This window comes from Mycobacterium sp. (assembly GCF_036490025.1).
Classification (GTDB): Bacteria; Actinomycetota; Actinomycetes; order Mycobacteriales; family Mycobacteriaceae; genus Mycobacterium.
Window position 1 is genome coordinate 1 of the sequence record NZ_DASXEP010000117.1, and the last position, 22309, is coordinate 22309.

Consider the following 22309-nt stretch of genomic DNA (forward strand, 5'->3'; position numbering starts at 1 on the left):
ATCGATCCCCCCGAGACCGCCGGCAACGACGGCGTCATCAACGCCGCCCCCAACCCATCCAACGCCGCCCCATAGCGCACCCCCGCCGCGGCGTTGTTGGGCCACATGAACCCGAAATACTCCAGATTCAAATCCGTGATCCGCGGCGTCAACGCCCCCCACACCATCGGATTGATCACCTCATCGGTGGCCTCTTCCAACCGATTGGCGTGCGCCGGGGGGGCCGGCACCATCTGGGTCACCGTGGCCGAATGCGTCGCGGCCGCCATATGCGCAATCTGCGCGCGCGCCAACGTCTCATCCGCAAACGCCGAATGCTCGCCATTGTGCGACACCAACGCCGCCTCCGAGGCGGTCCCACCCAAACCCACGTAGGCCGCCGAGGTCCCCACCGCCGTCGCCGTCGACACCCCCACCACCGAGGTCATCACCACATGATGAGCCGCCAACGCCTCCCCATAGGCCACCATCGGCGACGGACCCGCCCCCAACGCCAGCGAATACCAATTCTCCTCGGGCGGGAACATCGGCCACGGATGACTCACGAACTACACCCCCACACCAAACCTCGTCGGCGCGCTCAGATCGCCGTCGCCGCCGCCCGCATCAGCTCGGTGGCCACCGTCGTGGCCATCGCCAACGACTGCGCCCCCGAGTACAACCCCCGCATCACGCCATGCTGCTCAGCAACGGCCACATGTGCCGCACCGGCGGCCGCGGCGATCGCAGCAAATTTCACCGAATCCGCGTCCATCCCCATCGGCACCGGATCCAACAACACCGGCGCCACCGCCGCCGCGGTCGCACCCGTCTGCGCCGCCAAACCCGCCTCCGTGGCCGCCGACAACCCGACCACTTCCGGAACCATCGCAAACGTCATGACCACTGCCTCCTCAACGCCAACAGCACGATTAAGAAGGATCGTAACCGAAGCCGTCCAACCTCATATACACACAAAACTCGCGGCCACCTCCCCCGGCTGTTCCCGACGCGATCGCGGCGAAGGAAGCTATTCCGACTCGACGCGGTCGCCGGCGACGACGATGCGGGCGTGTGCCACTGCCTGCTGGTTGGAATCGTCCCCGTTGCCCCGGGCTGCCGTCATCGGCGCCATCGGCATACCGGCCATGCCGCCACCCATCGACGTAGTCGGGCTGGATGTCGCGGCCACAGTCCGCAGGCCCGTTGGCCGGCCACCGCTTTCCGGTTCGAACGTGCTGGTAGGCCGGGTGTAGCTGGTCAAGCCCGCCCCGGAAAAAGCTCCGACTCCCCCGGCTGCCCCCGCACCGATGCCCCCGGCCGCGCCGCCGCCGGAGGCGAGCGGTCCTGCCAGCGAAGCCATTTCGGCTGCCTGCGGCGCCGACACCGAGGAAAACATCCCGCCGAAGGCTCCCATCAGCGACGACGGCAGGCTGCTCATACTCTGCAAACCCTGCGTCGGGGCTTGGACGATCTGAGACGCCGGCTGCACCACGCTCGAAGCCGCCTCCTGCAACGGTCCTAACAGCGAACTGATCTGGTCGGTGGCGCCGCTGGTCGCCGACGCAGGCGCCTGGCCGACCGCCTGGGCAGCCTGACTAGACAGGCTCATCCCGTCCTGGCCGCCCGTGGCGGCTGCTGCCTGAGCGACCGCCTCTCCGGCCGCGGCCGGCGCCGCCGGCGAAGCTCCCGCCGGTGCCAGCGGCGGCGGTATGCCCAACGCGGCGGTGAACCCACCCAACGCCGTGGAGTAGCCCATTCCGATGGTTGAGTTGTGCGGCCAGTGCTGCCCGTAGTACTCGATGTCGTGTTCGGCGATGGCCGGGGTAAACGACCACAGGACACTCGGGTTGGCCTTGTCCATGGCCTCCCGCTCAGTCCGGTTGGTCTGGACGACCACGGAGGGAATCACCGCGGACCGCGCCGTCGCGAAGGCGTCGATAGCGCCTTGGGTGACGGCGATTTTGTGCGCGGTCCAGCCGGCGGTCGTCTGCAGCCCGGCATTGAGACCGTCTGCGGCTGCGGCCGAAGCATTGGAACCGAGCCCATGCCACGAGGCCAGCGTCGCCGCGGTGTTGGCACCCGAAACGCCGGCCGCCGATGCGTGGTGGGAGGTCTCGGTCACCCAGACCAAGTTGTTGCTGATCACCGAAGCCGGCGATCCGGCCTCGAAGGTCGCCGCGATGGCCTCTGGTGGCCCAGTCCAGCGTGGGTCGAGCGGCATGCCGGTCGGTTAACCCAGCGCGGTGCCATGGATCGCGTCCATGGCCTCGTACGTACCCGACGCCAACGACTGCGCGCCGGCAAATGCCGTCCGCTGTTGGACGTGGTCTGCCATCGTCGCCAGATAGGAGAACCCGGTTGCATTCAGCGCCTGGGCGAAGCCCACGGAATCGGCATCTGCCGCCATGGGAGTCACGCCGGTCAGAGCGGCCGCGCCCGCGGCTGTGGTGGCTGCCATTTCGGCACCGACGCCCGACTCGGTAGCCGACGATAAATTGACTGCGGCTGGAATTACGCCGAATCCGCTTGTCATATTGCCTCCCAGGTCTGTCCACGAATACATCGATCCGCGACCAAAGGTTGGTTGAGTTTAAAGTTACCGAACCACACTGTCGAGTTAATGCTCCTAATCTGGACTTCCGACCAGAACCCCTTCGATGTCTCCTTCGGTCGTCACCAGCAATCCGCGGCCCGGCGCGAGCTGTTGAGCACTCGTCCTGCCGAACACCTTGACGCTGGCTGGATCGTTGTCCATGAACAGGGTCGGCGAGCGGGATCCGGTCAGCTTCTGAATGAACGGGTTCATCACCACCTGCGCGGCCCAGTTGCCGGGCAGCCGGGACGCGATGACGTGCAAGCCGATCTCGCGGCTTCGCTCGACCAAGCCCCACAGCGGGGCGGTTGCCGCCGGGCGGACCGCCTGGTTGTGCGGGCGGAGTTCGTGTTCGTCATCGATCAGCAGGAAGTGACGCGGGCCGTCCCACGGTTTCAAATTCAACAATTCTTCTTGAGTGAGACCGGACGGCGGGAGTCGATCCTGTAGTAGGCCGGCAAGTTCCCGGATCACGGTGTCGATGTCGTCGGAGGTGTAGGCGTAGGCACGCACGTGCGGACCACGGATCCGACCGATGAGCGTGGTCTTCGGATCGATGATGGTGATCTGGGCCTGCTCCGGGGTGAACCTTTCGGTAATGGCCCGGCCAAATGCAGCGAGAGTCGTTGTCTTGCCGCATAGCTGACGGCCCACGACCAACACGTTCGGCAATGTCTTGGTCGGCAGTGCCACCGGTTGCAGAGCGCTCTCACCGATCGCGAACGGGATGTTCAACGGATCCGAGGCAGCGGCCGAGCCGGCGAAATCGGCGATGATCTCGCCCAGCGACACTCGCTCGGGCAAACGTGACAGCCGTTCCACCTTGCCGGTGCCGGTGACTTCGGCGATCAGCGCGCCGACACCGCGTGTTCCCACCCGTTCACCCTTGGTGCCGGTAACCTCGGGGACACCGACGAGCAGCTCATGTCCATCCCGAGTGAGTCCGAATCCGGGCCGGTCCAAGGTATTTCGCGCGGCCCTGCGCTGCTCCATCGACGTGCCCATCTGCGTTTCGTCGGGGTTGCTCAACCGCAGCTGAATCCGCGCGTTGGACACGTTGAGCAAGCCTTGTTTCTGTCCGACAAACCATGCGGTGGCGCTGGTCATCACGTGAACGCCATAGGACAGGCCTTGGCGGGCAATGGACATCGCGCGGTCACCCATCGCTGAGTCTTTGTCGTAGAGGTCGCCGTAGTTGTCGATGACGAGGAACACATCGCCGAACTTGTCTTCGGGGTCAGTCCCTCCACCGCCGGCCGCTCCGAAGCGCCGCTCGCGAAACTCCGAGATGTCGATTTGATAGTGCTTGAACGATGCCTCCCGCGCGCGGATCAACCCTTCAATCGTGGCGATGGTTCGCGAAACCCCTTCGGTGTCATTGAGACTGACCACCCCGGCAACATGGGGATACTCCTCCACCGGATAGAAGGCGGCGCCGATGCAGAAGAACGTGACCCGCTCCGGGCGGTACATCAGAGCAGCGGAAGTCATCAGCGTCATCAACGTGGTGGACTTTCCCCGTTGCGCAGTCCCGACCACCATGATGTTGTCCATCTCAGCGTCGACCACTTGCACCCGCTGCACGTGATCTTCGGGGATGTCGACGATCGCGAACGGCAGGACCAAGCCGGCGTTTTGCCCGTAGTCGACGTGCCAAGGCTTGTCCCGCCAATATGCCACCAGAGCATCGACCTGCTCACTGACTTCCAGTGGCGGGAGCCAGATTTGGTGGGGAAGCCGGGCAGGATGTGAGACCAGCGACTCACGGATGACATCGAGGAGCTTCTTCTTTCGGAAGCCATCGGCGTGGAAGAGGAATTCGTCGGGTTCCTCGGGGGCGTCGGCCACCGCCAACGCCGCGGTGTCCTCGTCACTGAGCGGCTGGTACTCCCAGGTAAGTGGGCGCGGCTGGGAGAAGCTGACGTCCACGGTTTCACTGAGGCTGACGACCTTCTTCGGTAACACGAACGGCGCAGACAAGTAGAAGCACCGAAACGGCTCCAGATCACGCGGGCCGACTTTGAGTAGCGCGTAACCGTTTTCCTTCGACGGCAGGTGCAACGCGGCGTCACTACCGATCACATCCCGGGAGTCCTCGGCCGTCTCCGCACGCAATGCAACCCTGAATGCGATGTTGCTCTTGGCTTTACTCAGCGACGACAGGTCCAGCCGCTGGCCACCCAGGGTGAAGAAGACGTTACAGCCGCGGCCCTCCTGGCCGATGTGAATGACCAGCTGTATCCACTCTTGGTGGTGGTGGAACAGCTCCAGGTACTCGTCGATGATGACCAGCAAGATGGGTACCGGCTCCAGGTCCCGTCCGGCCAGCCGCATCTCTTCATACTCGTTGGCATCACGCGCGCCGGCCTCCTTGAAAAGCCGGTAGCGCCTGGCGATTTCGCCGTTAACAGCCTTCCGCATCCGCTCCGCGAGGTGCCGGTCGTCCTTGCCGAGGTTGGACAGTGAACCAGCGACGTGGGGCAGGCCCGCCAAGTCCTGGGCAGCCGATTCGAACTTCATGTCAACGAAGATGACGATGAAAGTCTCCGGCGAGTGCGTCAGAGCGATCCCGTTACACAACGACAGGAAGAACTCCGACTTGCCCGAGCCGGATGTTCCGACCACCACAGAGTGGAAACCGAAGCCGCCGAAGTCTTTTGCCCGGAAGATCACGTACTGCAATTCACCGCCCGGTTTGACCCCGACCGGCACCATCGCCCACTTCGCGTCACCGCGTCCGCGACTGTCGGACCACAGCCGATCGACATCGAGCTGCCGCGGATCACTAATGCCCAGCGCCCGTAACAGCTCGGCACCCTGGCTGTCGGTTTCCGACAAGTCGTCGGCGCTCATCGGCGACCAGCGCGCCAAGGCCCTCGCGTACCGGCTGGCGGTCGTCTCGGCGAGCATATCGGCCACAGCAAAGAACGCGCCGCGGTGATAGAACCGGCCTTCGCGTAGCTCGAACCGCTGTTCATCATCGAGAAAGCCGACACCGACACCGGGTCGAGTCGCCAACCGCAGCACCGTGATTCCGGCCATGCCCTTCTGTCCGGTGACACTCTCCCATTGCTCAGGCGTCCCGACGTTGTCGTCGACGATCACCCAATGCGGGCCGAGGGTCAAACCCGGCACCTCCATGGCCGAGGGCATCGACGACGGGCTCGTCCCGACCGGCGGCGCCCATGGTCCGCGGCCCTTGCGGTGCAGCTCGGCGTCAAGGGCTTCCTCCAACTCGGTTGGGGAGACGAACACCAGCCGGCGCAAGCCACAAGCGTCGAACATTTCGTCGTGCTGGTTGTGCGGCAGCCACACCAGCCACGACCACAACTCGGGATGGCGGGTAACCACCATGACCTTGACGTCGTTCGGACTGTGATAGACCGCCAGAGAACACAGGATCGACCGTGCGATGCTGTGCAGCTCGACGGGATCCGTTGCGATGAAGCTGAATCCGGGCTTGGACCGCAGGCTCAGCACCTTGCCGATCCCGCGAATCTTGCTCTGCTCGAGAATGAAGTCTCGCAATGCGCCGCCGGTGACCGGCTCGAGCTCCTCGCCGATCGGGACCTCCGGCCACTGCAGTGAGACCGCCGCATCGCTGGCCTGCTGCACCCCGATTCCCAGGCGGACCTCGAGGAAGTCGGCATCACCGGCGCGGCGCTCCCACATCCGCGGGCCACCGATCACGGTATCCAGGTTCTGCGGATCACCGTGTACGAACAACTGGCTACGCCGCTGATCCTGGGCGGCGCGCTGGATTTCGTCGCGGTCCTCGTCCAGCTGGCGCAGATAGACGCGGCGCTGCTTCTCCTGTTCACCCCAGGAAATCCGCCGGCCCCGGCCGAACCGTCCGCTGAACATCAACGCACCGAAGCCGGCCAGACCCATCATCGGGAAAAAGCCCGACTGCAGCGACCGGACTCCCGAGGTGTACATCACGACCAGGGTGCCGATGATCCCCACCAACAGGGCGGGCAGCGCGATCATCAACAGGATGTTGCGCGGCTCCCGCTCCGGCAGCGCCAACGGTGGCGCGACTGCCACCCGCACCGGAGGCACCATCGGGGCCGACTTACGCGTTCCACGCACAAATCCACGTTTGGACATGCCTAACCTCCGACCTGTTGGTTGGCTTCTGGGATCGGCGCAACCGCGCCGCTGCCGTTGATGGTGTCGTGCGCCAGTAGGGCACTGTCCCGGCTGATGGCCGGCCCGGCTGCAAAAGTGCGAAGAATCGGCCACGGCGCCTGGGCGGCGGCGCGCGGATCTAACGCAAGAGCCTGCAGCGTCCGGTCGTCCCACTGGACTCCGTACCTAACACCTTGCGGCGAAAGCCAATACAGATTCTCGCGGCTTTGCGCGGTGGCGACGCCGCTCGTCGCAGCAACGAAGTTCGCCGCTCCCGGCAGCACCAAGGTCTGATTGGCCTCCACCGATTCCGGGTGGCGGTCATCGCGGACCAAGCGGACCAGCCGGCCATCCATTTCGATCGGAACCGGCAGACCCCGACCGCTGAACACCGTGATCGAGGCTTGCGGATCGGTCGACTGCTTCTGCCACGCGACACACGTCACCGGATTTGCCGCCGTGTCAATGAAGTTCAACTTGCCCGAGGGGTAGTAGTCGACGTTGAGTACTTCGACGACGGGAACGTGCACCAGCTTGTCCGGCGACACCAACGTCGGCGTAGCGGACCCCTGTGAGTTCGCGGTGCGCAGCAGGTCGGCGACGAAGCTGGTGATCTTTTGGACGCCGTCGGGCAGCAGCACGTAGAAACCGGTGACGGTACCGGTGGCGTCGCGAGTCTCCAGCACACTGCCGACGGTCGAGCCCGGAAGCAGTGCCGATGGCGCTCCCGACTGTGGGATAGTCGGTATCACAAGGGGTTCCGTCGACGGCAAGGCATCAAATAGCGCGTTGGACATCTCGATCGGATAGGTGACGCCCGGATCCAAACCCAGGTTGAACGTCACCGACCGGTCGGTCGGGTCGATTTCCGAACGTTGCCCGCCCCAGATCACGTAGGTCGCACCGAGATGCGTCGCCAACACGGCTTCTGCACGAGGCATCGGATTCGCTCGGCCCACGGTTGAAAGCTGTCCCGCGATCGATGTCACCAACGGTGCCCCGGTGCCTCGGGCCGGTGCCGTGTCGCAGACCGACCAGGCCGACACCGAAGTCGGGGTGACGGTGAGATCGTCTGGCACGCCAGGAATCCCGACCATCGGGCCGGTCGGGTACTTGGCGATCTCAGCTGCCTTCACCCAGGCGACGGTTGCTGCGTTGCCGACCGCCAACCGAGCAGACGTCAGATTCAACGCGGGGTACAGCCGCCCATTGATCTTCGCGTAGACCGCACCGGTGTCCCGGTTTCCGATGATCGCGGACTGGCCGACCAGGCCAGCGGGTTTCATCACGTGCAGCAGTGCCATCCAGCCGATGCCGATCAACACGAAAACCATCGATAGCGCCACTGCTGCTTGCTGTTTGCGGTCGTCGTGCTTCATCCGAACCGAGAATCGGGTGATCGCGGCCTTCAGCCTGCGGTTGTAGAACAGGTGTCCCGAGTTCTGATCCCGGTTGGAGAGATTGAGTGGCACGGTCAATATCCTTTCGGCGGACGATGCGCATCCGCCCGGTGCTCAACTACTTTGCGCGACAACAAATCCCACGTCACTGCAGGGCTCCGCCGTACCGTGCCTGATTCTCGGCTTCGGCCTCTTCGCGCAGCGCGGCAATGGCGAGGTTCAACCGATCGGCCAACTCACCATGGGTGTAACCAGACACTACGGTCGGATGCAAACCCAATTCGACCAGTCGGCCATCGGAATTCACGACCGCACGAATATCGCCGAGATCGACACTGTAGGTGATCGTCTCGGCCTGGCCGACGACCGCCTCCCACTTATCGGCGGCCTCATTCAGTTCACGCAGAACCGATTCGACGAGATCCTTGTCGCTTAGCTGCGCGCGACTGCCCGGGCCCGGCATCACCACAGTATCTAGACCCCTCCGACCAGCGTCAATTCATTGTCTGCGGGCTTACCCACGACGGGCTATCACGGGCCGGCCTTCCAACCGCTGGCCGGTGGTGCGCTCAGCATTTGGAACCAGGCAAAGTGGTAATTCGCATTCACCAGATTCTTCGTGGCCATACCTTCGGTGGCGGCCAGCAGCAGGCAATTCAGCAGCAGGCCTGGGTCGACATCCGGGTATTGCGCCAAAACCTGGTATCGCGACGTGTCGAGGTAGACGCGCAATATGTCGATTTCGGCGTCGACAATGCCCGTTCCCGCGGCGCCCGCCTTCGCCAGCGTGTTGACCAGCCGCGGCAGGCCGTCGCGCCAGTGCGTCGCCTCCCCCAGCACCCAACCCAGGTCGTCGACCGCCGGCAGCTCGCGCGGTTGCGCCGAGGTGTCCGTCACGTCGTAGTCGGCGGCCCAGCCCAGCGCGTCGCCCGGGGCATAGCTTGCCGACGACGTCGTCTGACCGAGCAACGCCGCCGCGGTGCCCGCTCGCCGGCCCGGCTCCAGTAACCGGACCTCGGCGGGCAAGGTGAGACCGGGCGGGATCCAGCCGTGGGCCAGGTCGGTCACCAATAAAGTGGTGCCGTCCTCCCGAATGCCGACGGCCCAGCGCAACCCGGGTTCTTGTCGCGCCACGAATTTGAGCAGGCGTTCCAGCCGTTCGCGTTCCGACTCGGCGGGCTCGACGGGCTCGGGCTCGGCCTCGCGGACGACAGGAGGTGGGCTCGGTGCAGGCACGACTGGTGGCGGTGGCTCGACCGGCTCCCGCGCGAGCGGCGTGATTTCCTTCAGCAGCGTCGCGATCTCTTCGAGCACCTCGGTGTCGTCGGAGTGCAACGCGTGTCGGGGCTCCGACGTCGCGGGTTCAGCGGTGTCAGGCTCAGTTGTCGGCGGCGTGAACTCGGCCGCAGCCGGCACCCAGGCGTCCGGCTCCTCGACGGGCGCCGCAGGACGGTGGTCTTGCTCGGGGCTTGGCGGCGCGGGTGTGTCGGTGGGTGAGGTCTCCGGCGGCCGCGGCGGCGCGAGTTTGAATCGCGTTGTTTTCTCGGTGTCGTCGACACCATTCACCGGCCGGTATTCCGTCGGCGTTTTCGATTTCATTTTCTGCAGATGGCGAACTGTCGACTCGACTCGTCTTGCGGCAAAGGCGCGAGCGTCGTTGATGACTCGGGCTTCTTCTGCCTGTCGGGTGGAATCGGTCAATCCCGCGCACCGAATGCTCTTGAGTTCGTCGTTTGCCGAATTGACTATCCGCTGTAAGTCGGCCTTGAGGTATTTGACGAGTGGAGCGGTGTCGGCGGTAACCGTCGAGAGCTCAGCAGGCCAAAGCCCGCCGGTCACCCACGACGTGCAGTCAACGGGAGAGCTGAAGGCCGGAATCTTCAGCGATTCTCGGGCAGCTCTCCGGAGGCGCTGACGCGCCGTATTCCGACCGAAGATCGCCACCGGCCAAGCCTACCGTCATCGTCGCTGCCACAACTGCGCTGTTTGTCGGTCGACAAAGGTCGGGTGAAAGGTGGGGTGAATTGTGCGAATAGCCGCATCTGGGTAGCGTGAGCGTGTGGCTGATCCGGGGCTTCAGCAGCAGTTGGATGAAGTGCGCGCGTTGCTGGCGCAAGCGCGAGAGTTGTTCGGCGCCAACCCCGTCGAGCCGCCCACCGATATCGCCCCGGACCGCGACGCGGTCAAGCGCTGGATTCGTTAGTTATCGCACCGTCTCGTCACGCCGCGGCAGCTCATGCGAGACCAGCCTTTCGATCGCAGCGTCGAGTTCGTCGGCGGTCGGAACCTCGGCTGACGGGGTGTAGCCGGCCGCGACGATCTCGCCGCGGACTTCCATCACCGCCTTGAGGTAGGAGACATCGGCGGTGAGCAAGATGCCCTGCGTCAGGCTTTCCGCATCGGTGTTCATCGCGGCCTCGGTCAGCGTGACGCTGTGCATGTATCCACCACGATTCGAGCGGACCAGGATGTGTCCGCTCGGATGTACGGTGTCGAATGCGGGATCGGCCTCAGTCATCGACCGTCGTCGGAGACCCGTTCGAATTTCGCGGCGGCCTCTGCCTCGTGCTGTTCCCACATGCCGGCCGATTTTGTCAGGTTCTCGGCGATCTCCGCGTGATTGTCGGCCTGCTGCTCGTAACACAGCCGCCGCTGCTCGAGCAGCTCACGTCCGGCCTCCCGCAGCTCACCGAAGATCGGCCCCAACGAATCCAGGCTCTGCTGGATTGCCTGATGCGACGACGGCAGCGTTCGCAGATACTCCGATGTCTCTTGGTGGTGGCCCGCAGCTTCACGCAAGTTGGCGGGCACCACGTGGATTCGGTCTGCCATCCGCTGTCTCCTTCTGACGTGCCGGCAGGAGCCGGCTTTGCACTACGCGGTCTCGGTTCTCTCGGCCATCGCCGGCCTGGTCGGCGCCGGCGGATCGGTCCTGGCCGGTGCGCTGATCGGCGCCGGCGGGTGCTCCCAGCCTAGGAAGCCTGGGCCGTTCACGGTGGAAATGTGCTGGATCTGACCGTTCAGCAACGCGCGGCTCTCGCCCAGGGCAAGCGCATGGCGGTCGGTGAACATCCCGATATCTCCGGGCGCGAGCTGCGACGGCTCCACCGGGTCGCTGACCGCCGTACCCGGCGGCGGGATCGTCATGCCCTCGTCGCGGAAAGCATCCGCGATCGGCGTCCCATCCGCCGCGGCCTCGATCGCAGCGGCCAACTGGGGGCTCGCGGCGGTAAGAGTGTCGCCGTTGGGCAGGGTCGCAGTCGTCGGACCGGACGCGGGTTCGGTGTGCTGCTGGCCGGCACGGTCGTGATCGTCGTCGTCGGACACCAGCCGGTCTTCGGGGTCGTCGGATTGGTGTCGTGCGTCCTCGAGATCCGCCGGCGAAAGTTGCTCGGCGCTGCCCGGCACGGGTCCGGTCAGCGGAAAGCCCGCCGGCATGCCCATCCCGGCACCGCTGGGCAGACCGCCCCCGCCGAAAGAGGGAATGCCGGGCATCGGGGCGGTCGGCGCAGGTGATGGAGCACCTGGCGCGGGCATCTCCTCGCGAGGCGGGCCGAGATCGTCCTCCGGCAACGAATCGAAGTAGGGATTCAGTTCGGATTCCGTTGCGACCGGCTGACTTTGAGCGCTGTGCTGCGCCGGTGCAGCCGCAGACGAACCGGCCGGCCGGCGCTGATCGTCAGCAACATCGGTGCCGGGCTGCGCGGAGTTGTACAGCGACGTCCAGGCTGCCATCAGCGCCGAGTTCGACGTGTCGTCCAGGCTCGCGCCGGTGACCACGGCGCGGATATCTCGCAGCTTGCCGATCAGATAGCGCTGAAAGTCACGCGCTCCCGCCGGGGTGTCCAGATCAGATCGGGTGGCCACCGCGCCCTCGATGTCGCGCTGCAGTCGGTTCAAGGCTTGGCTACCGGCAGCGGTCTTCTGGTGAGCGTTGAGAACTGCCGTCACCACCTGCATGTCGACCTGAGCGGTCGTCGAATTCTGATGTGCCAGAGCGACTTCAGCGCTCCGTATCGCATCCGCAGCAGCGCCCTCCTGATGTTCGGCGGCAAGCTCGTCAGCTCGCGGGACAGGTCGTTGCTGCGACGCGGAGACCCGCTCCCCGGTTGTCGGGTCGAAAAGATCCGGATGTTGTTGGCGGATATGAGAAACCAGCCCGTCGAGCCGTTGCGGACTTGCCGCGAACAGCGTCGCCGCATCCGACACGTCTTGCGGTGTCAGGCCGGCCAACCAGGCTTTCGGGTCACCAGTGCATTGCTTGACATGCTCGACCGCGGCGAGCACATCATCAGGCGTCGCCATCGCTCCGCTGCCCGAACATGGTGGCGACCCTAGCCAGGGCACCCGCCCTCGACAATTCACTCGTGTGCATAGCGCAGGGGCTAGCCGGCGGACCCGGCGTAGTGCTCATGCAACGTTTTCAGGATGGCCTTCTTCGCGCCGTCGAGCTCGCGAGCGTCTGACACCACCGCCGAGATCTCGCGTTGCTTGGCGATCAGATACTTCTGGAACTCACGCGCACCCAGCGCGGTATCGAGCCCGAGAGCGGCCTGATTCGCTACCGCACTGTCGATCTCGGCCGCGATCGCGTCGAGCCGCCGCACGCCTTCGACCACTGCTGCGTGCGCTTCGGCGAGCGCTTCCACCAAGGCACGGTCGGCATCGGCAGCCGCGGCGTGCCGCGTCGACAGTGCGGCCTGCCGTTCCCCGATCGCCTCGATCGAGCGTCCGGCCTGCTCTGCCATCTCTTGTCCGTGCTCGCCCACCATCGTCGCTACCCGAGTGGGCGCCGGATCTGCACGCCGCTACCCAGCGGACTGATCCGCACGCTGGCACCGGCGTGGGGCGCTTCGATGACCAGGTTGTTGCCGATCGCCAGTTGCACGTGCCCGGCGGTGGGGAAGACGAGGTCACCCGGCCGCACGTGTGAGCGCGGGATCGGCACTCCATCGTAAATCTGCTGATATGTGGTGCGGTCCAGGTGAATTCCTGCCCGGGCGTAGGACCACTGGGTCAACCCTGAGCAATCGAACTGGTCGGGTCCGGTGGCGCCCCACACGTAAGGCCGGCCCAACCGGGAGAGCGCTGCGCGCACCGCGATACCGGCGCGACTGTTCGGTGGTGGCAACCGCAATCCCGCAGTGTTGATGCCGTGGTGCGGTGTTCGATAGCGCACCGCGCGCCATCTCGACCGGTGACGCCGCGCCTTGCGACGGGCCGCCAGCACATGGGCCTGTTGTGCGCGCAACCGTGCGATCCGACGGCGGATCGCTTCGCGCTGCGCGATCGGGGCGTCCGGCACTGCGGTGTCGGCACGGGCCTCCTGGAGAACACCCTTGGTCAACCCGTGCGCGTCGGCGTGATCTAGACGGGCCAGTCGTGCGGTGGCGGCCAGCTCGGCATCGGCGGTTGCCGCCGATCGCAGGTCAGCGCGGCTCCGGTCTACCGCCGACCGGTAAAGCCGCTGTCCGACATCGGTATTCAACCCCACAGCGCGTTCCAAGAGTCCGTCATAGGGCGCCAGTCGGGCGTCCAGTGCCACGTCCCGGGTGGTGCCGGTGAACAGTTCATGCGCGCGGCTCAATGCCGCCAACTCGTTTCCGCTCACGGCCGCTTCCCCTCGTCGATCGCAGCGTCACCCTCGGTCCCGTCGGTGAGATCGGCGAACGCCCGGACCCTGGGCAGGGCCCCGGGCGGGATCACTCCCCTATTGCGGATATCCCACATTTCGGCGGCAGTGACCCCGAGCAGCGCCGCGATCACCGGCTCGGGCAGCGCTGACTGTGCGCATGCCCGATCGAGTCGCGCACCGAGGCTCGCCGGCATGCGCCCGATAAGCGCGCCGCGAGTTGCTTCCAATGCCTGCAAATGCTGCATGAGCCGTCCTGCCGATGCCGAGTTGGCGTTGACCGCCACCCGCCAGGAGTTGGCGGTCAGCATCTCAGCCTTCACGCACTGTGCGATCACAGAGAGAATATACGACTCATATTCGTTTGATGTCGTCGCGGGCAAACGTTCGATCACCGAGTTGATTGCGTCAAGGTGGGCTTCGGCGTATCCCTCCAGCACCTCGCTGTCACTGTGCCGGTCCACGACGATCGGTCCCGTGGCTCGCGGGGGCGCGGGTTCTTCCGGCGTCGCCGCCGTCAATCGCTCGAGTTCAGCATTCGGGTCAGCAGCCACCACCAGCCGCGAATAGGTGCCCGGCGGCAGCCCAAGTCCGTTCTCTACCTTTTGAACTGTGCCTTTGTGCGGCTTTCGGGCACCTCGTTCGAGGTAGCTCAGGCCCATGATGCTCACGCCCGTCACGGCGGCGAAGTCAGCCAGCGACCAATCGCGCGACTCTCGCAGCTCCCGGATCGCCGCACCTGCCGATTCCCGGCTCACCGTAGCGCCCCGGCCATATCCGGATACTACACAGCCGTATGCGTTCTCGAGGTTGTATATGTTTTTGTCACTGTTCTCTTGCCAACTTCACGTCTGTCTGTATACGCTTCTGCATACGTTTTTAGCTCGAAGGAGGCGGACAGATGGGGCATCCATGCTCGGTCAACCCGGAGTTGTGGTTCGGCTACGCCGATGACGACGGCGGCGACGGCGCTGCCAAGGCGCGTGCATACGAACAGTCAGCCACCGAAGCACGGCTGCAGTGCCTGCGGCGATGCCCGCTGGCGCAGCAGCGGCTGTGCGCGCGGTATGCGGTGGAAAACCGTGAGGAATACGGTGTCTGGGCCGGCATCAAACTGCCCGGTGGCCAGTACCGCAAGCGAGAGCAGCTGGCCCAGGCGCATGCCACTCTGCGCCGCATCGCCGCGGGGGAGATCAGTCCCCGCCAGTTACCCGACAACGCTGCCCTGCTGGCGCGGCGCGAGGGGGACAGCGCTCCGGTCACCGCCACCGTGTTCCACCTGCCCGTTCAGCAGATCGGGCCGCGGTCGGCGGCCTGACTCGTCGTCGTCACCACGGCTGGATTGAATCCGTCGGCAGGGGGTAGTCAAGGTCAACCGACACGGGAGAGTGGCGTACGTGACCTTCGACCTGACGCCGACCGGGGCGCAACACGACCTGGCCCGCCGTACCCACGAGTTCGCCGAATCGGTCATCCGTCCGGTCGCCCTGGACTACGACCAAAAGCAAGAGTTCCCATGGCCGGTACTCGAAGAGGCCGCCCAGCGCGGCTTCTACAGTCCGCTGTTCTACCGCGATCTGATCGGCGACCCGAGCGGGCTTTCGCTGCCGATGTTCATGGAAGAGCTGTTCTGGGGTTGCGCCGGAATCGGTTTGGCGATCGTCATGCCGGCGCTGGCGCTGTCGGCCATCGGCCAGTCCGCCTCTACCGAGCAGATGCTCGAATGGGCGCCGCAATGCTTCGGCTCACCAGGTGACCTCAAGCTGGCGGCGCTGGCGATCTCCGAACCCGAAGGGGGCAGCGACGTCCGCAATCTGCGGACCACGGCCCGGCGCGACGGCGGCGACTGGGTGCTCGACGGTCACAAAATGTGGATCGGCAACGGTGGGATCGCCGATGTGCACGTGGTCAATGCGGTTGTCGACGAAGAATTGGGTCACCGCGGCCAGGCACTGTTCATCGTTCCGGGAGGCACCCCGGGCCTGGAGCTGGTACGCAAGCTCGACAAACTCGGCTGCCGGGCCTCGCACACCGCCGAGCTGCGCTTTGACGGCGTCCGGATCCCCGAGGCCAATCTGCTGGGCGGGCAAGAAAAACTCGACCACAAACTCGCCAAGGCGCGCGAGGTCGTCGCCGGTGGGAAGCGTTCCGGCTCAGCCACATTGGGCACCTTCGAGCAGACTCGCCCGATGGTCGCCGCGCAGGCGATCGGCATCGCGCGGGCGGCGCTGGAATACGCCACCACCTACGCCACGCAGCGGGAGGCCTTCGGCGGCCCGATCATGGACAACCAGGGCATCGCCTTTCCGCTCGCCGAGATCGCCACCCAGATAGACGCGGCCCGGCTGCTGACATGGCGGGCATCCTGGATGGCCGCCACCGGGATCGCGTTCGAGCGCGGCGAAGGGTCGATGTCGAAGATGGCGGCCAGTGAGGTCGCGGTGCGGGCCACCGAGCGGGCCATCCAGACGCTGGGTGGCTGGGGCTACATCACCGATCACCCGGTCGAAAAGTGGTATCGAGATGCCAAGCTGTACACCATCTTTGAAGGCACCAGCGAAATCCAGCGGATCGTCATCTCCCATGCACTCGGTGCCACGGAAGGCGCACCGCCGTTGCATGTCGAGCTGGAGCCGTCCGGCGGACCGCTGAACCGGATGTTCGGCCGGGGCACGATGCTGCGGGGGCGGGTAGCCGATGCGGCGCTGGCCGCCAAGGACCGCGTCCCGGATCCGATGATGCGGGTTGTTATGCAAGTGTTGCGACCACCACGAAAATAGAGAGCTATGCCTACTGATAAGACCGGCGTCGAAGCCACCGTCAGCGTTGCCGACGGGAAGTACACCATCGCCGTCGAAGGCGAACCCGTCGGGCTCGCGGCCGTCGCCGACCGCGACAACCAGCGGGTTTTCTACCACACCGAGGTCGATGAACGGTTCGGCGGCCGCGGCCTGGCCAACATTCTGGTCGGCGAGGCGCTGGAGGCGACCCGCGCGGACGGCAAACGTGTGGTCCCGGTCTGCCCGATGGTCGCCGCGTTCATCAAAAAGCATCCCGAGTTCAGCGACATCACCGACAAGGCCACCCCGGAGATCCTGCGCTGGGTCGAAACGCTCTGATCAGTTCTGCCGACCGGCGAGCTCAGCCACGAACCGGTCGATGAATTTGTCGACCGGCCCTGTACTTGCTTGTCGGATAACGAATTTCGTCAAGCCCGCATCCAGGTACGCGTCGAGTTGACGATGCAGCTGACCCCAGCCGGTGGCGATCAGCTCGGCGAGGTCGACGTCCGGCCGGCGGTGACGGACCGCGGCGGCCAACTCCGGCGGCAGCTCGCCGTCGGCGACCGCCAGCGAGATGCCGAAGTGATCGGGCTCGATCTGCCGACCGGCCTGCGCGGCCGCACGCTCGATCGCCTCGCGACCGGCCCGCGCTTCCTCGGGAGTCAGAAAGCTGCCCAGCCACCCGTCGGCCAAGGTGCCGATGCGCCGAAACGCCGCCGGCGCGGAACCGCCCAGCCAGATGTCCAGCGGGGGAGTGGGCCGCGGCGCGACCGCCGCCGCGGTCACCGTGAAATACCGCCCGCGGTAGTTCGCCGACTCGCCAACCAGTACTGCGCGCAGTATCCGTAACGACTCGTCGAACACCGCAGCACGCTCGCCGTCGGGAACGGCGAAGACTTCACGCTCGGCGGCAATGGCCGAACGCAGGCCAAAAACCGGGAGCACCCGCTTGGGCGCGACCGCGGCAAGCGACGCCAATTGCTTGGCCACCAGCACAGGATGGCGCCCTGGCAGCACCGCCACCGACGTGCCCACCTTCAGCCGCGCGGTTCGGGCCAAGGCATAGGCCATGCCGACCACGGGATCCACCGCCGGCGAGTACACCAGCTCGGAGAACCACAGCGAATCCACCCCGCTGCTCTCCAGATGATCGACGATGGGCGTGAGCTGATTGGCAGGCGTGTTGGCGCCGAGCCCGATCCCGAACCGAACCTTCATTTCCATGCCAACACACAGGGCCCGCCAGTTTGTGCCCGCCGCTGATTGATCATGGCGCCACGTACGTCGATGATTCCTCACTCGTTGGGCTCTGACAGCGTCCAGACAACGGAATCATCTCGGGCTGATCTTAAGCAAGGCCCACGGCGAGGTGGGCATCAAAAATCTCTGTGGCCCGGGCTAATCGGCAGGGATTCCGCAGATCTTCCACTGGTTGTCGCGGTGTTGTAGGTCAAAGCTGCGAGTTGAGCGGGTCTGCGGGTCATAGGCCATGAACGCGGTGACGTTGGCCTCGGCGTGCTCGCCGTTGACGACCACGTGGTCGATGCTGGCAACAACCGGATATTGCTTCGCCGACGCGACCCGGTGATAGCTTTCCGCCCACGCGCCCTCGTCGTAGTTGACGTAGTCGGCATGCATGCTGCCGCACGTCACGCTACGCAGTGTGGCCAAGTCGCCGGCCTGCACCGCCGAATCGAATTTACGGATGGTCGCCTGGATCTGATCTTCCTGCGACAGCCGCGGTGGACGGTGTTGGGTCAGCAGCACGGTGCCCAGCGCCCCAATTGCGGCTACCGCCAGAATTATGGCGATCAGTACAAATATGCTGCGCTTGCGCACGGACCGTGTCTGTCCGGGCAGGGCGTCGACCCGGCCAGGTCGCCCAGGAGCGGGGCGCCCGCTGGGCGGCTTGGGTTGCTGGCGGGCACGCGTTGCTTCGGCAGTCTTCGCATTCGGGGCTGACACTGCCTCCGGCGGGGCCAGGTTCGGTGGGTTCAGCGTCTCGGTGGCCGGCGTCGGTGTGGTCGAGCCGTGCGGGAGGGTATGGGAATCGGCGCGCAGTGCGGTAGCGAAGTCCCTACACCGTGTAAACCGAGCGCCGGGGTCCTTGGCAAGGGCTTTGGACAATACCTCGTCCAGGCCTGCCAAATCCGGTCGTTGATCACCGAGCTTTGGTGGTGACGCGTTGAGGTGCTGGCTGATGACGGCGACCGGGTTGGAATGCTGATACGGCGGCGAACCCGTCAGCAGATGAAATGCGGTGGCGGCCAGCGCGTATTGGTCGGCGCGGCCATCGATGAGGGCACCCATCAACTGTTCTGGCGCAGCGTAGGCGACGGTGCCTATGGTCATGTTAGTGGCGGTTAGTCCGCTGATATCGTCATGCCGACGAGCTATACCGAAGTCAGCCAACAGGATTCGTCGATTGCCGTCCTCGGGCTCGGCGAGCAAAATGTTGGCTGGCTTGACGTCGCGGTGCAATAGGCCCCGCTGGTGCGCGTAGTCGAGTGCATCAGCGACAGCAGTGACAATGGCGCACGCATCCTGTATTGGTACACCGGCCGGGTAGTGGTCTCTCACTAGGTGCGCCGCGTCGGTGCCGTCGACGTAGTCCATCGAGATCCAGAGGTGGCCTTCAAACTCACCGCGATCATGCACCCCGACAATGTGTGGGTGCCACAGCGTCGCAGCCAGATCGGCCTCCCGGTGGAACCGCTCGCGGAACTCGGTGTCTGACGTCATCGTTTCTGCGGGTAGGATTTTGAGCGCATCACGACGGGGCAACCTGGGATGGTCAGTCAGATACACGTCACCCATGCCGCCGGACCCGAGTAGGCGAATGATCCTATATCCGGCGAAGGTCGTACCGCTGCCCAACGGCATGGGCCGATGCTACACAGCAACGTCGCAGCGTTGGACCCGACCGCTGAGCTGGATACTCCGACGCGAACGCATGTCAGGCATGCACCTGACCCCGAGTTTTGCAGCATCTTTTGAGAAGCTAAGAACGCTAGTTTTGAGACGTCCGTCGACCACAACGGCCGCGGCCGCGAGTTCGGACCGGTGCAGCACCTTATGCCGCTGGATTCGTGAACCACATATCTGTGGGCGAAGGGGGACTTGAACCCCCACGTCCCGAAGGACACTGGCACCTGAAGCCAGCGCGTCTGCCATTCCGCCACTCGCCCTAAAACAACCGGTGGAGCCTACCACTGTAATAGCCGGCATCCCCAAACCGCACCGGCCCGCCGGACCGTCCGGTAGCCCGGTTTGACCTGCCGTAATGCGATTCTCAGAGTTCCAGAGGTGCCGCTGCGCTGCGCTGTCCGGATAGCATGCTGAGTACGACACGCGTGATGCGACACGCCGGAACCGAGTCCGCCGTGCAGCACCAATACACAAGGACTGAGGGCGCTTGGACATGGGCAGCCAGAGGGGGCTAGTTCAACGCATCGAGCGCAAACTCGAGGTCTCCGTCGGCGATGCGTTTGCCCGAGTCTTCGGCGGTGCAATCGTCCCCCAAGAGCTCCAAGCGATGCTGCGGCGGGAGGCCGGCGAAGGAATCCGCCCCGTTGCTGGCAACCGCCTTTTGGCTCCCAACGAATACATCATTACCCTCGGTATGCACGACTACCGGAAAGTGGGCGCCGACCCGGATCTCACTTCGGACGCTTTCGCAACGCAGTTGGCGGGATACATCGGCGAACAGGGGTGGCAAACATATGGTGACGTGGTCGTCCGGTTCGAGCAGTCGGCGAACTTGCACACCGGCCAGTTCCGCACCCGCGGTGCTGTCAACCCCGATGTCGAGCCCCGGCGAACAGCCGGGGAGCTCGCACCGCCACAATCAGACCATGCGTTCAGCGCAGAACCAGGAGTACCAGCGATGACTGAGAATTCGAGTTCCGGCGGCGGCCAGGGGCAGGGGCGGCCGGGCGACGACTACTACGACGACCCCTACCCGCATCCGCAGGGCGAGCCACCTGCCGCACCGGATCCGCGCGGTGCCGGGTATCACCCCGAACCCGGCGGCTACCCCGAGCAACCCGGCGGCTACCCCGAGCAGCGCGGTGGCTACCCAGACCAGGGCGGCTACCCAGAACAGCGCGGCGGCTACCCCGACCCCCGCGCCGGCTACCCCGAGCAGGGCGGCTACGGCGCACCCGACCCGCGCGCGGGCTACCCCGAGCAGGGCGGCTACGGCGCACCCGACCCGCGCGGCGGCTACCCAGAACAGCGCGGTTACCCCGAGCAACGCGGCGGCTACCCCGAGCAGGGTGGCTACCCGCCGCAGTATGAGCAGCGGCCGGCCGGCGGCCAGGGTTATGACGCGGGCTACCGCCAGGGTGGTTACGGGCAGCAGCCCGGCGGCCCGGGCTACGATGAGTACAGCGACTACGGTCGGGGGCCAGCCCGCCACGAGGAGGGCGGCTACGGCCCACCCGACCAGCGCGGTGGCTACCCCGACCAGGGCGCCGGCTACGACCAGGGCTATGGCGCTGGACCCGGATACGGCCGACCGGACTACGGCCAGCAGCCCGACTACGGCCGCTACGGCGACGCCCCCGGCCAGCCATACGCCGCACCCGGTGGCGGCGGGTACGCCGAGCCGGGACGCGACTACGACTACGGCCAGCCCGCAGACGCCGGCGGTTACGGCGGCGGCTACGCGCCGGGCGGCTACTCGTCGTCTGGTTCGGCGGTCACGTTGCAGCTCGACGACGGCAGCGGCCGCACCTACCAATTGCGCGAGGGCGCCAACGTCATCGGCCGCGGCCAGGATGCGCAGTTCCGGCTGCCGGACACCGGTGTGTCGCGTCGGCACTTGGAGATTCGTTGGGATGGCCAAGTCGCGCTGCTCTCCGACCTGAACTCCACCAACGGCACCACCGTCAACAACGCGCCGGTACAGGAATGGCAGTTGGCGGACGGCGACGTAATCCGGCTGGGACATTCGGAGATCGTCGTCCACATCCATTGAGTCCGTAGGTCGCAAAGCGTTCAGCTTCAGCGCGCGTCGACCGCTGTCCAAGTATCGTGACGTAGCTATATCCGGGCACGCGAGGCCCGCGGCAGCAGCAGGACGGAGGGGACGCCAGATGCAGGGACTCGTACTGCAACTGACGCGCGCCGGTTTCCTCATGCTGCTGTGGTTGTTCATCTGGTCTGTGTTGCGCATCCTGCGCACCGATATCTATGCCCCGACCGGCGCGGTCATGGTCCGGCGTGGACTGACGCTGCGCGGGACGCTGCTGCCGTCGCGGGAACGCCGTAGCGAAGCGCGCTATCTCGTTGTGACCGAAGGGGCATTGGTCGGTGCACGCATCACGCTCAGCGGCCAGCCGGTGCTGATCGGCCGCGCCGACGACTCCACGCTGGTCTTAACCGATGACTACGCGTCGACGCGGCACGCGCGGCTCTCCCAGCGCGGCACGGAATGGTACGTCGAAGATCTAGGATCGACCAACGGCACATACCTTGACAGGGCAAAGGTGACGACGGCGGTACGGGTTCCCATTGGCACGCCGGTGAGTATCGGCAAGACGGTGATTGAGTTGCGTCCGTGACTTTGGTCTTGCGCTATGCAGCGCGCAGCGATGTCGGCTTGGTGCGATCCAACAACGAAGACTCGGTGTACGCCGGTGCGCGATTGCTGGCGCTGGCCGACGGCATGGGCGGGCACGCCGCCGGTGAAGTCGCCTCGCAGTTGGTGATCGCGGCACTGGCCCACCTCGACGACGACGAGCCGGGCGGCGATCTGCTGGCCAAGCTCGACGCCGCAATCCAC

Annotated in this window: 23 protein-coding genes, 1 tRNA gene and 1 pseudogene; 7 read left to right on the top strand and 18 right to left on the bottom strand. The window is 65.5% G+C overall.

Going from position 1 to position 22309, the window contains the following annotated elements:
* From VGG53_RS12585 to VGG53_RS24030, 9 genes and pseudogenes are all read right to left on the bottom strand, one after another.
* The coding region (locus VGG53_RS12585; protein ID WP_331518390.1) for a PPE domain-containing protein at positions 1 to 545 on the bottom strand (545 nt) is incomplete at its 3' end.
* Positions 546 to 580: 35 nt separating this feature from the next.
* Complete coding sequence (locus VGG53_RS12590) at positions 581 to 880, bottom strand: PE family protein (RefSeq protein WP_331518391.1); 300 nt, start codon at positions 878 to 880, stop codon at positions 581 to 583.
* Positions 881 to 1009: 129 nt separating this feature from the next.
* Positions 1010 to 2203 (bottom strand): PPE domain-containing protein, encoded by a 1194-nt coding sequence (locus VGG53_RS12595; RefSeq protein WP_331518392.1) that lies wholly within the window; start codon positions 2201 to 2203, stop codon positions 1010 to 1012.
* A gap of 9 nt (positions 2204 to 2212) precedes the next feature.
* On the bottom strand, positions 2213 to 2545 hold the full coding sequence (locus tag VGG53_RS12600) for a PE domain-containing protein (RefSeq protein ID WP_331518393.1): 333 nt from the start codon (positions 2543 to 2545) through the stop codon (positions 2213 to 2215).
* Positions 2546 to 2608: 63 nt separating this feature from the next.
* Positions 2609 to 6685 (bottom strand): type VII secretion protein EccCa, encoded by a 4077-nt coding sequence (eccCa, locus tag VGG53_RS12605; RefSeq protein WP_331518394.1) that lies wholly within the window; start codon positions 6683 to 6685, stop codon positions 2609 to 2611.
* Between the two features lie 2 nt (positions 6686 to 6687).
* A complete protein-coding gene (gene eccB / locus VGG53_RS12610) occupies positions 6688 to 8178 on the bottom strand; it encodes a type VII secretion protein EccB (RefSeq protein ID WP_331518395.1) in 1491 nt (496 codons plus the stop codon).
* A 73-nt stretch (positions 8179 to 8251) separates the two neighbouring features.
* On the bottom strand, positions 8252 to 8569 hold the full coding sequence (locus VGG53_RS12615) for a DUF2710 family protein (protein WP_331518396.1): 318 nt from the start codon (positions 8567 to 8569) through the stop codon (positions 8252 to 8254).
* Positions 8570 to 8637: 68 nt separating this feature from the next.
* On the bottom strand, positions 8638 to 9705 hold the full coding sequence (locus VGG53_RS12620) for a DUF5631 domain-containing protein (protein WP_414688958.1): 1068 nt from the start codon (positions 9703 to 9705) through the stop codon (positions 8638 to 8640).
* A gap of 11 nt (positions 9706 to 9716) precedes the next feature.
* Positions 9717 to 10050, bottom strand: a pseudogene (locus tag VGG53_RS24030) (hypothetical protein); the annotation flags it as partial.
* A gap of 115 nt (positions 10051 to 10165) precedes the next feature.
* Between VGG53_RS24030 and VGG53_RS12625 the strand changes: the two are divergent.
* Complete coding sequence (locus VGG53_RS12625; protein ID WP_331518398.1) at positions 10166 to 10309, top strand: hypothetical protein; 144 nt, start codon at positions 10166 to 10168, stop codon at positions 10307 to 10309.
* Here the strand turns inward: VGG53_RS12625 and VGG53_RS12630 are convergent, their stop codons facing one another.
* The 6 genes from VGG53_RS12630 to VGG53_RS12655 form a co-directional block, all read right to left on the bottom strand.
* Positions 10310 to 10624 carry a DUF2694 family protein gene (locus tag VGG53_RS12630; RefSeq protein ID WP_331518399.1) on the bottom strand — a complete coding sequence of 105 codons (315 nt, stop codon included), beginning with the start codon at positions 10622 to 10624 and terminating at the stop codon, positions 10310 to 10312.
* On the bottom strand, positions 10621 to 10938 hold the full coding sequence (locus VGG53_RS12635; protein ID WP_331518400.1) for an ESX-1 secretion-associated protein: 318 nt from the start codon (positions 10936 to 10938) through the stop codon (positions 10621 to 10623). The genes VGG53_RS12630 and VGG53_RS12635 overlap by 4 nt, the downstream gene beginning before the upstream one ends.
* A 42-nt stretch (positions 10939 to 10980) precedes the next feature.
* Positions 10981 to 12411, bottom strand: a complete 1431-nt coding sequence (locus VGG53_RS12640; protein ID WP_331518401.1) for a DUF4226 domain-containing protein — start codon at positions 12409 to 12411, stop codon at positions 10981 to 10983.
* Positions 12412 to 12491: 80 nt separating this feature from the next.
* A complete protein-coding gene (locus VGG53_RS12645; RefSeq protein ID WP_331518402.1) occupies positions 12492 to 12854 on the bottom strand; it encodes a DUF4226 domain-containing protein in 363 nt (120 codons plus the stop codon).
* Positions 12855 to 12883: 29 nt separating this feature from the next.
* Positions 12884 to 13717, bottom strand: coding sequence for a C40 family peptidase (locus VGG53_RS12650; RefSeq protein ID WP_331518403.1), 834 nt, complete (start codon positions 13715 to 13717; stop codon positions 12884 to 12886).
* Positions 13714 to 14496, bottom strand: coding sequence for a helix-turn-helix domain-containing protein (locus VGG53_RS12655; RefSeq protein WP_331518404.1), 783 nt, complete (start codon positions 14494 to 14496; stop codon positions 13714 to 13716). Before VGG53_RS12655 ends, VGG53_RS12650 begins: the two co-directional genes overlap by 4 nt.
* Before the next feature lie 143 nt (positions 14497 to 14639).
* On the opposite strand from VGG53_RS12655, the gene VGG53_RS12660 reads away from it, so the two are divergent.
* The 3 genes from VGG53_RS12660 (at position 14640) to VGG53_RS12670 (ending at position 16857) form a co-directional block, all read left to right on the top strand.
* Entirely contained in the window at positions 14640 to 15056 is a 417-nt protein-coding gene (locus tag VGG53_RS12660) for a WhiB family transcriptional regulator (protein ID WP_331518405.1), read from the top strand.
* A gap of 79 nt (positions 15057 to 15135) precedes the next feature.
* Positions 15136 to 16518, top strand: a complete 1383-nt coding sequence (locus tag VGG53_RS12665) for an acyl-CoA dehydrogenase family protein (RefSeq protein WP_331518406.1) — start codon at positions 15136 to 15138, stop codon at positions 16516 to 16518.
* A 6-nt stretch (positions 16519 to 16524) separates the two neighbouring features.
* A complete protein-coding gene (locus VGG53_RS12670; RefSeq protein WP_331518407.1) occupies positions 16525 to 16857 on the top strand; it encodes a GNAT family N-acetyltransferase in 333 nt (110 codons plus the stop codon).
* Here VGG53_RS12670 and VGG53_RS12675 read toward each other — a convergent pair whose 3' ends face one another.
* The 3 genes from VGG53_RS12675 to VGG53_RS12685 form a co-directional block, all read right to left on the bottom strand.
* Complete coding sequence (locus VGG53_RS12675) at positions 16858 to 17739, bottom strand: TIGR03854 family LLM class F420-dependent oxidoreductase (protein ID WP_331518412.1); 882 nt, start codon at positions 17737 to 17739, stop codon at positions 16858 to 16860.
* A gap of 180 nt (positions 17740 to 17919) precedes the next feature.
* Complete coding sequence (locus tag VGG53_RS12680; protein WP_331518409.1) at positions 17920 to 19404, bottom strand: serine/threonine-protein kinase; 1485 nt, start codon at positions 19402 to 19404, stop codon at positions 17920 to 17922.
* A 222-nt stretch (positions 19405 to 19626) separates the two neighbouring features.
* A tRNA-Leu gene (locus tag VGG53_RS12685) sits at positions 19627 to 19709 on the bottom strand.
* A 233-nt stretch (positions 19710 to 19942) separates the two neighbouring features.
* Here VGG53_RS12685 and VGG53_RS12690 point away from each other — a divergent pair.
* From VGG53_RS12690 to VGG53_RS12700, 3 genes are all read left to right on the top strand, one after another.
* A complete protein-coding gene (locus VGG53_RS12690) occupies positions 19943 to 21502 on the top strand; it encodes an FhaA domain-containing protein (protein WP_331518410.1) in 1560 nt (519 codons plus the stop codon).
* Positions 21503 to 21620: 118 nt separating this feature from the next.
* Positions 21621 to 22088, top strand: a complete 468-nt coding sequence (locus VGG53_RS12695) for an FHA domain-containing protein FhaB/FipA (RefSeq protein ID WP_331518411.1) — start codon at positions 21621 to 21623, stop codon at positions 22086 to 22088.
* A partial coding sequence (locus VGG53_RS12700) for a PP2C family protein-serine/threonine phosphatase (protein ID WP_414688957.1) occupies positions 22085 to 22309 on the top strand: 225 nt, incomplete at its 3' end. The genes VGG53_RS12695 and VGG53_RS12700, both read left to right, overlap by 4 nt.

Excerpts from the sequence above, each read along its gene's own strand:
- VGG53_RS12615 (WP_331518396.1), bottom strand. The coding sequence starts at position 8,569 with ATGCCGGGCCCGGGCAGTCGCGCGCAGCTAAGCGACAAGGATCTCGTC.
- VGG53_RS12620 (WP_414688958.1), bottom strand. The coding sequence starts at position 9,705 with ATGAAATCGAAAACGCCGACGGAATACCGGCCGGTGAATGGTGTCGAC.
- VGG53_RS12640 (WP_331518401.1), bottom strand. The coding sequence starts at position 12,411 with ATGGCGACGCCTGATGATGTGCTCGCCGCGGTCGAGCATGTCAAGCAA.
- VGG53_RS12630 (WP_331518399.1), bottom strand. The coding sequence starts at position 10,624 with ATGACTGAGGCCGATCCCGCATTCGACACCGTACATCCGAGCGGACAC.
- VGG53_RS12660 (WP_331518405.1), top strand. The coding sequence starts at position 14,640 with ATGGGGCATCCATGCTCGGTCAACCCGGAGTTGTGGTTCGGCTACGCC.
- VGG53_RS12690 (WP_331518410.1), top strand. The coding sequence starts at position 19,943 with ATGGGCAGCCAGAGGGGGCTAGTTCAACGCATCGAGCGCAAACTCGAG.
- VGG53_RS12635 (WP_331518400.1), bottom strand. The coding sequence starts at position 10,938 with ATGGCAGACCGAATCCACGTGGTGCCCGCCAACTTGCGTGAAGCTGCG.
- VGG53_RS12680 (WP_331518409.1), bottom strand. The coding sequence starts at position 19,404 with ATGCCGTTGGGCAGCGGTACGACCTTCGCCGGATATAGGATCATTCGC.
- VGG53_RS12675 (WP_331518412.1), bottom strand. The coding sequence starts at position 17,739 with ATGAAGGTTCGGTTCGGGATCGGGCTCGGCGCCAACACGCCTGCCAAT.
- VGG53_RS12590 (WP_331518391.1), bottom strand. The coding sequence starts at position 880 with ATGACGTTTGCGATGGTTCCGGAAGTGGTCGGGTTGTCGGCGGCCACG.
- VGG53_RS12695 (WP_331518411.1), top strand. The coding sequence starts at position 21,621 with ATGCAGGGACTCGTACTGCAACTGACGCGCGCCGGTTTCCTCATGCTG.
- VGG53_RS12595 (WP_331518392.1), bottom strand. The coding sequence starts at position 2,203 with ATGCCGCTCGACCCACGCTGGACTGGGCCACCAGAGGCCATCGCGGCG.
- VGG53_RS12600 (WP_331518393.1), bottom strand. The coding sequence starts at position 2,545 with ATGTATTCGTGGACAGACCTGGGAGGCAATATGACAAGCGGATTCGGC.
- VGG53_RS12645 (WP_331518402.1), bottom strand. The coding sequence starts at position 12,854 with ATGGCAGAGCAGGCCGGACGCTCGATCGAGGCGATCGGGGAACGGCAG.
- eccCa (WP_331518394.1), bottom strand. The coding sequence starts at position 6,685 with ATGTCCAAACGTGGATTTGTGCGTGGAACGCGTAAGTCGGCCCCGATG.
- VGG53_RS12670 (WP_331518407.1), top strand. The coding sequence starts at position 16,525 with ATGCCTACTGATAAGACCGGCGTCGAAGCCACCGTCAGCGTTGCCGAC.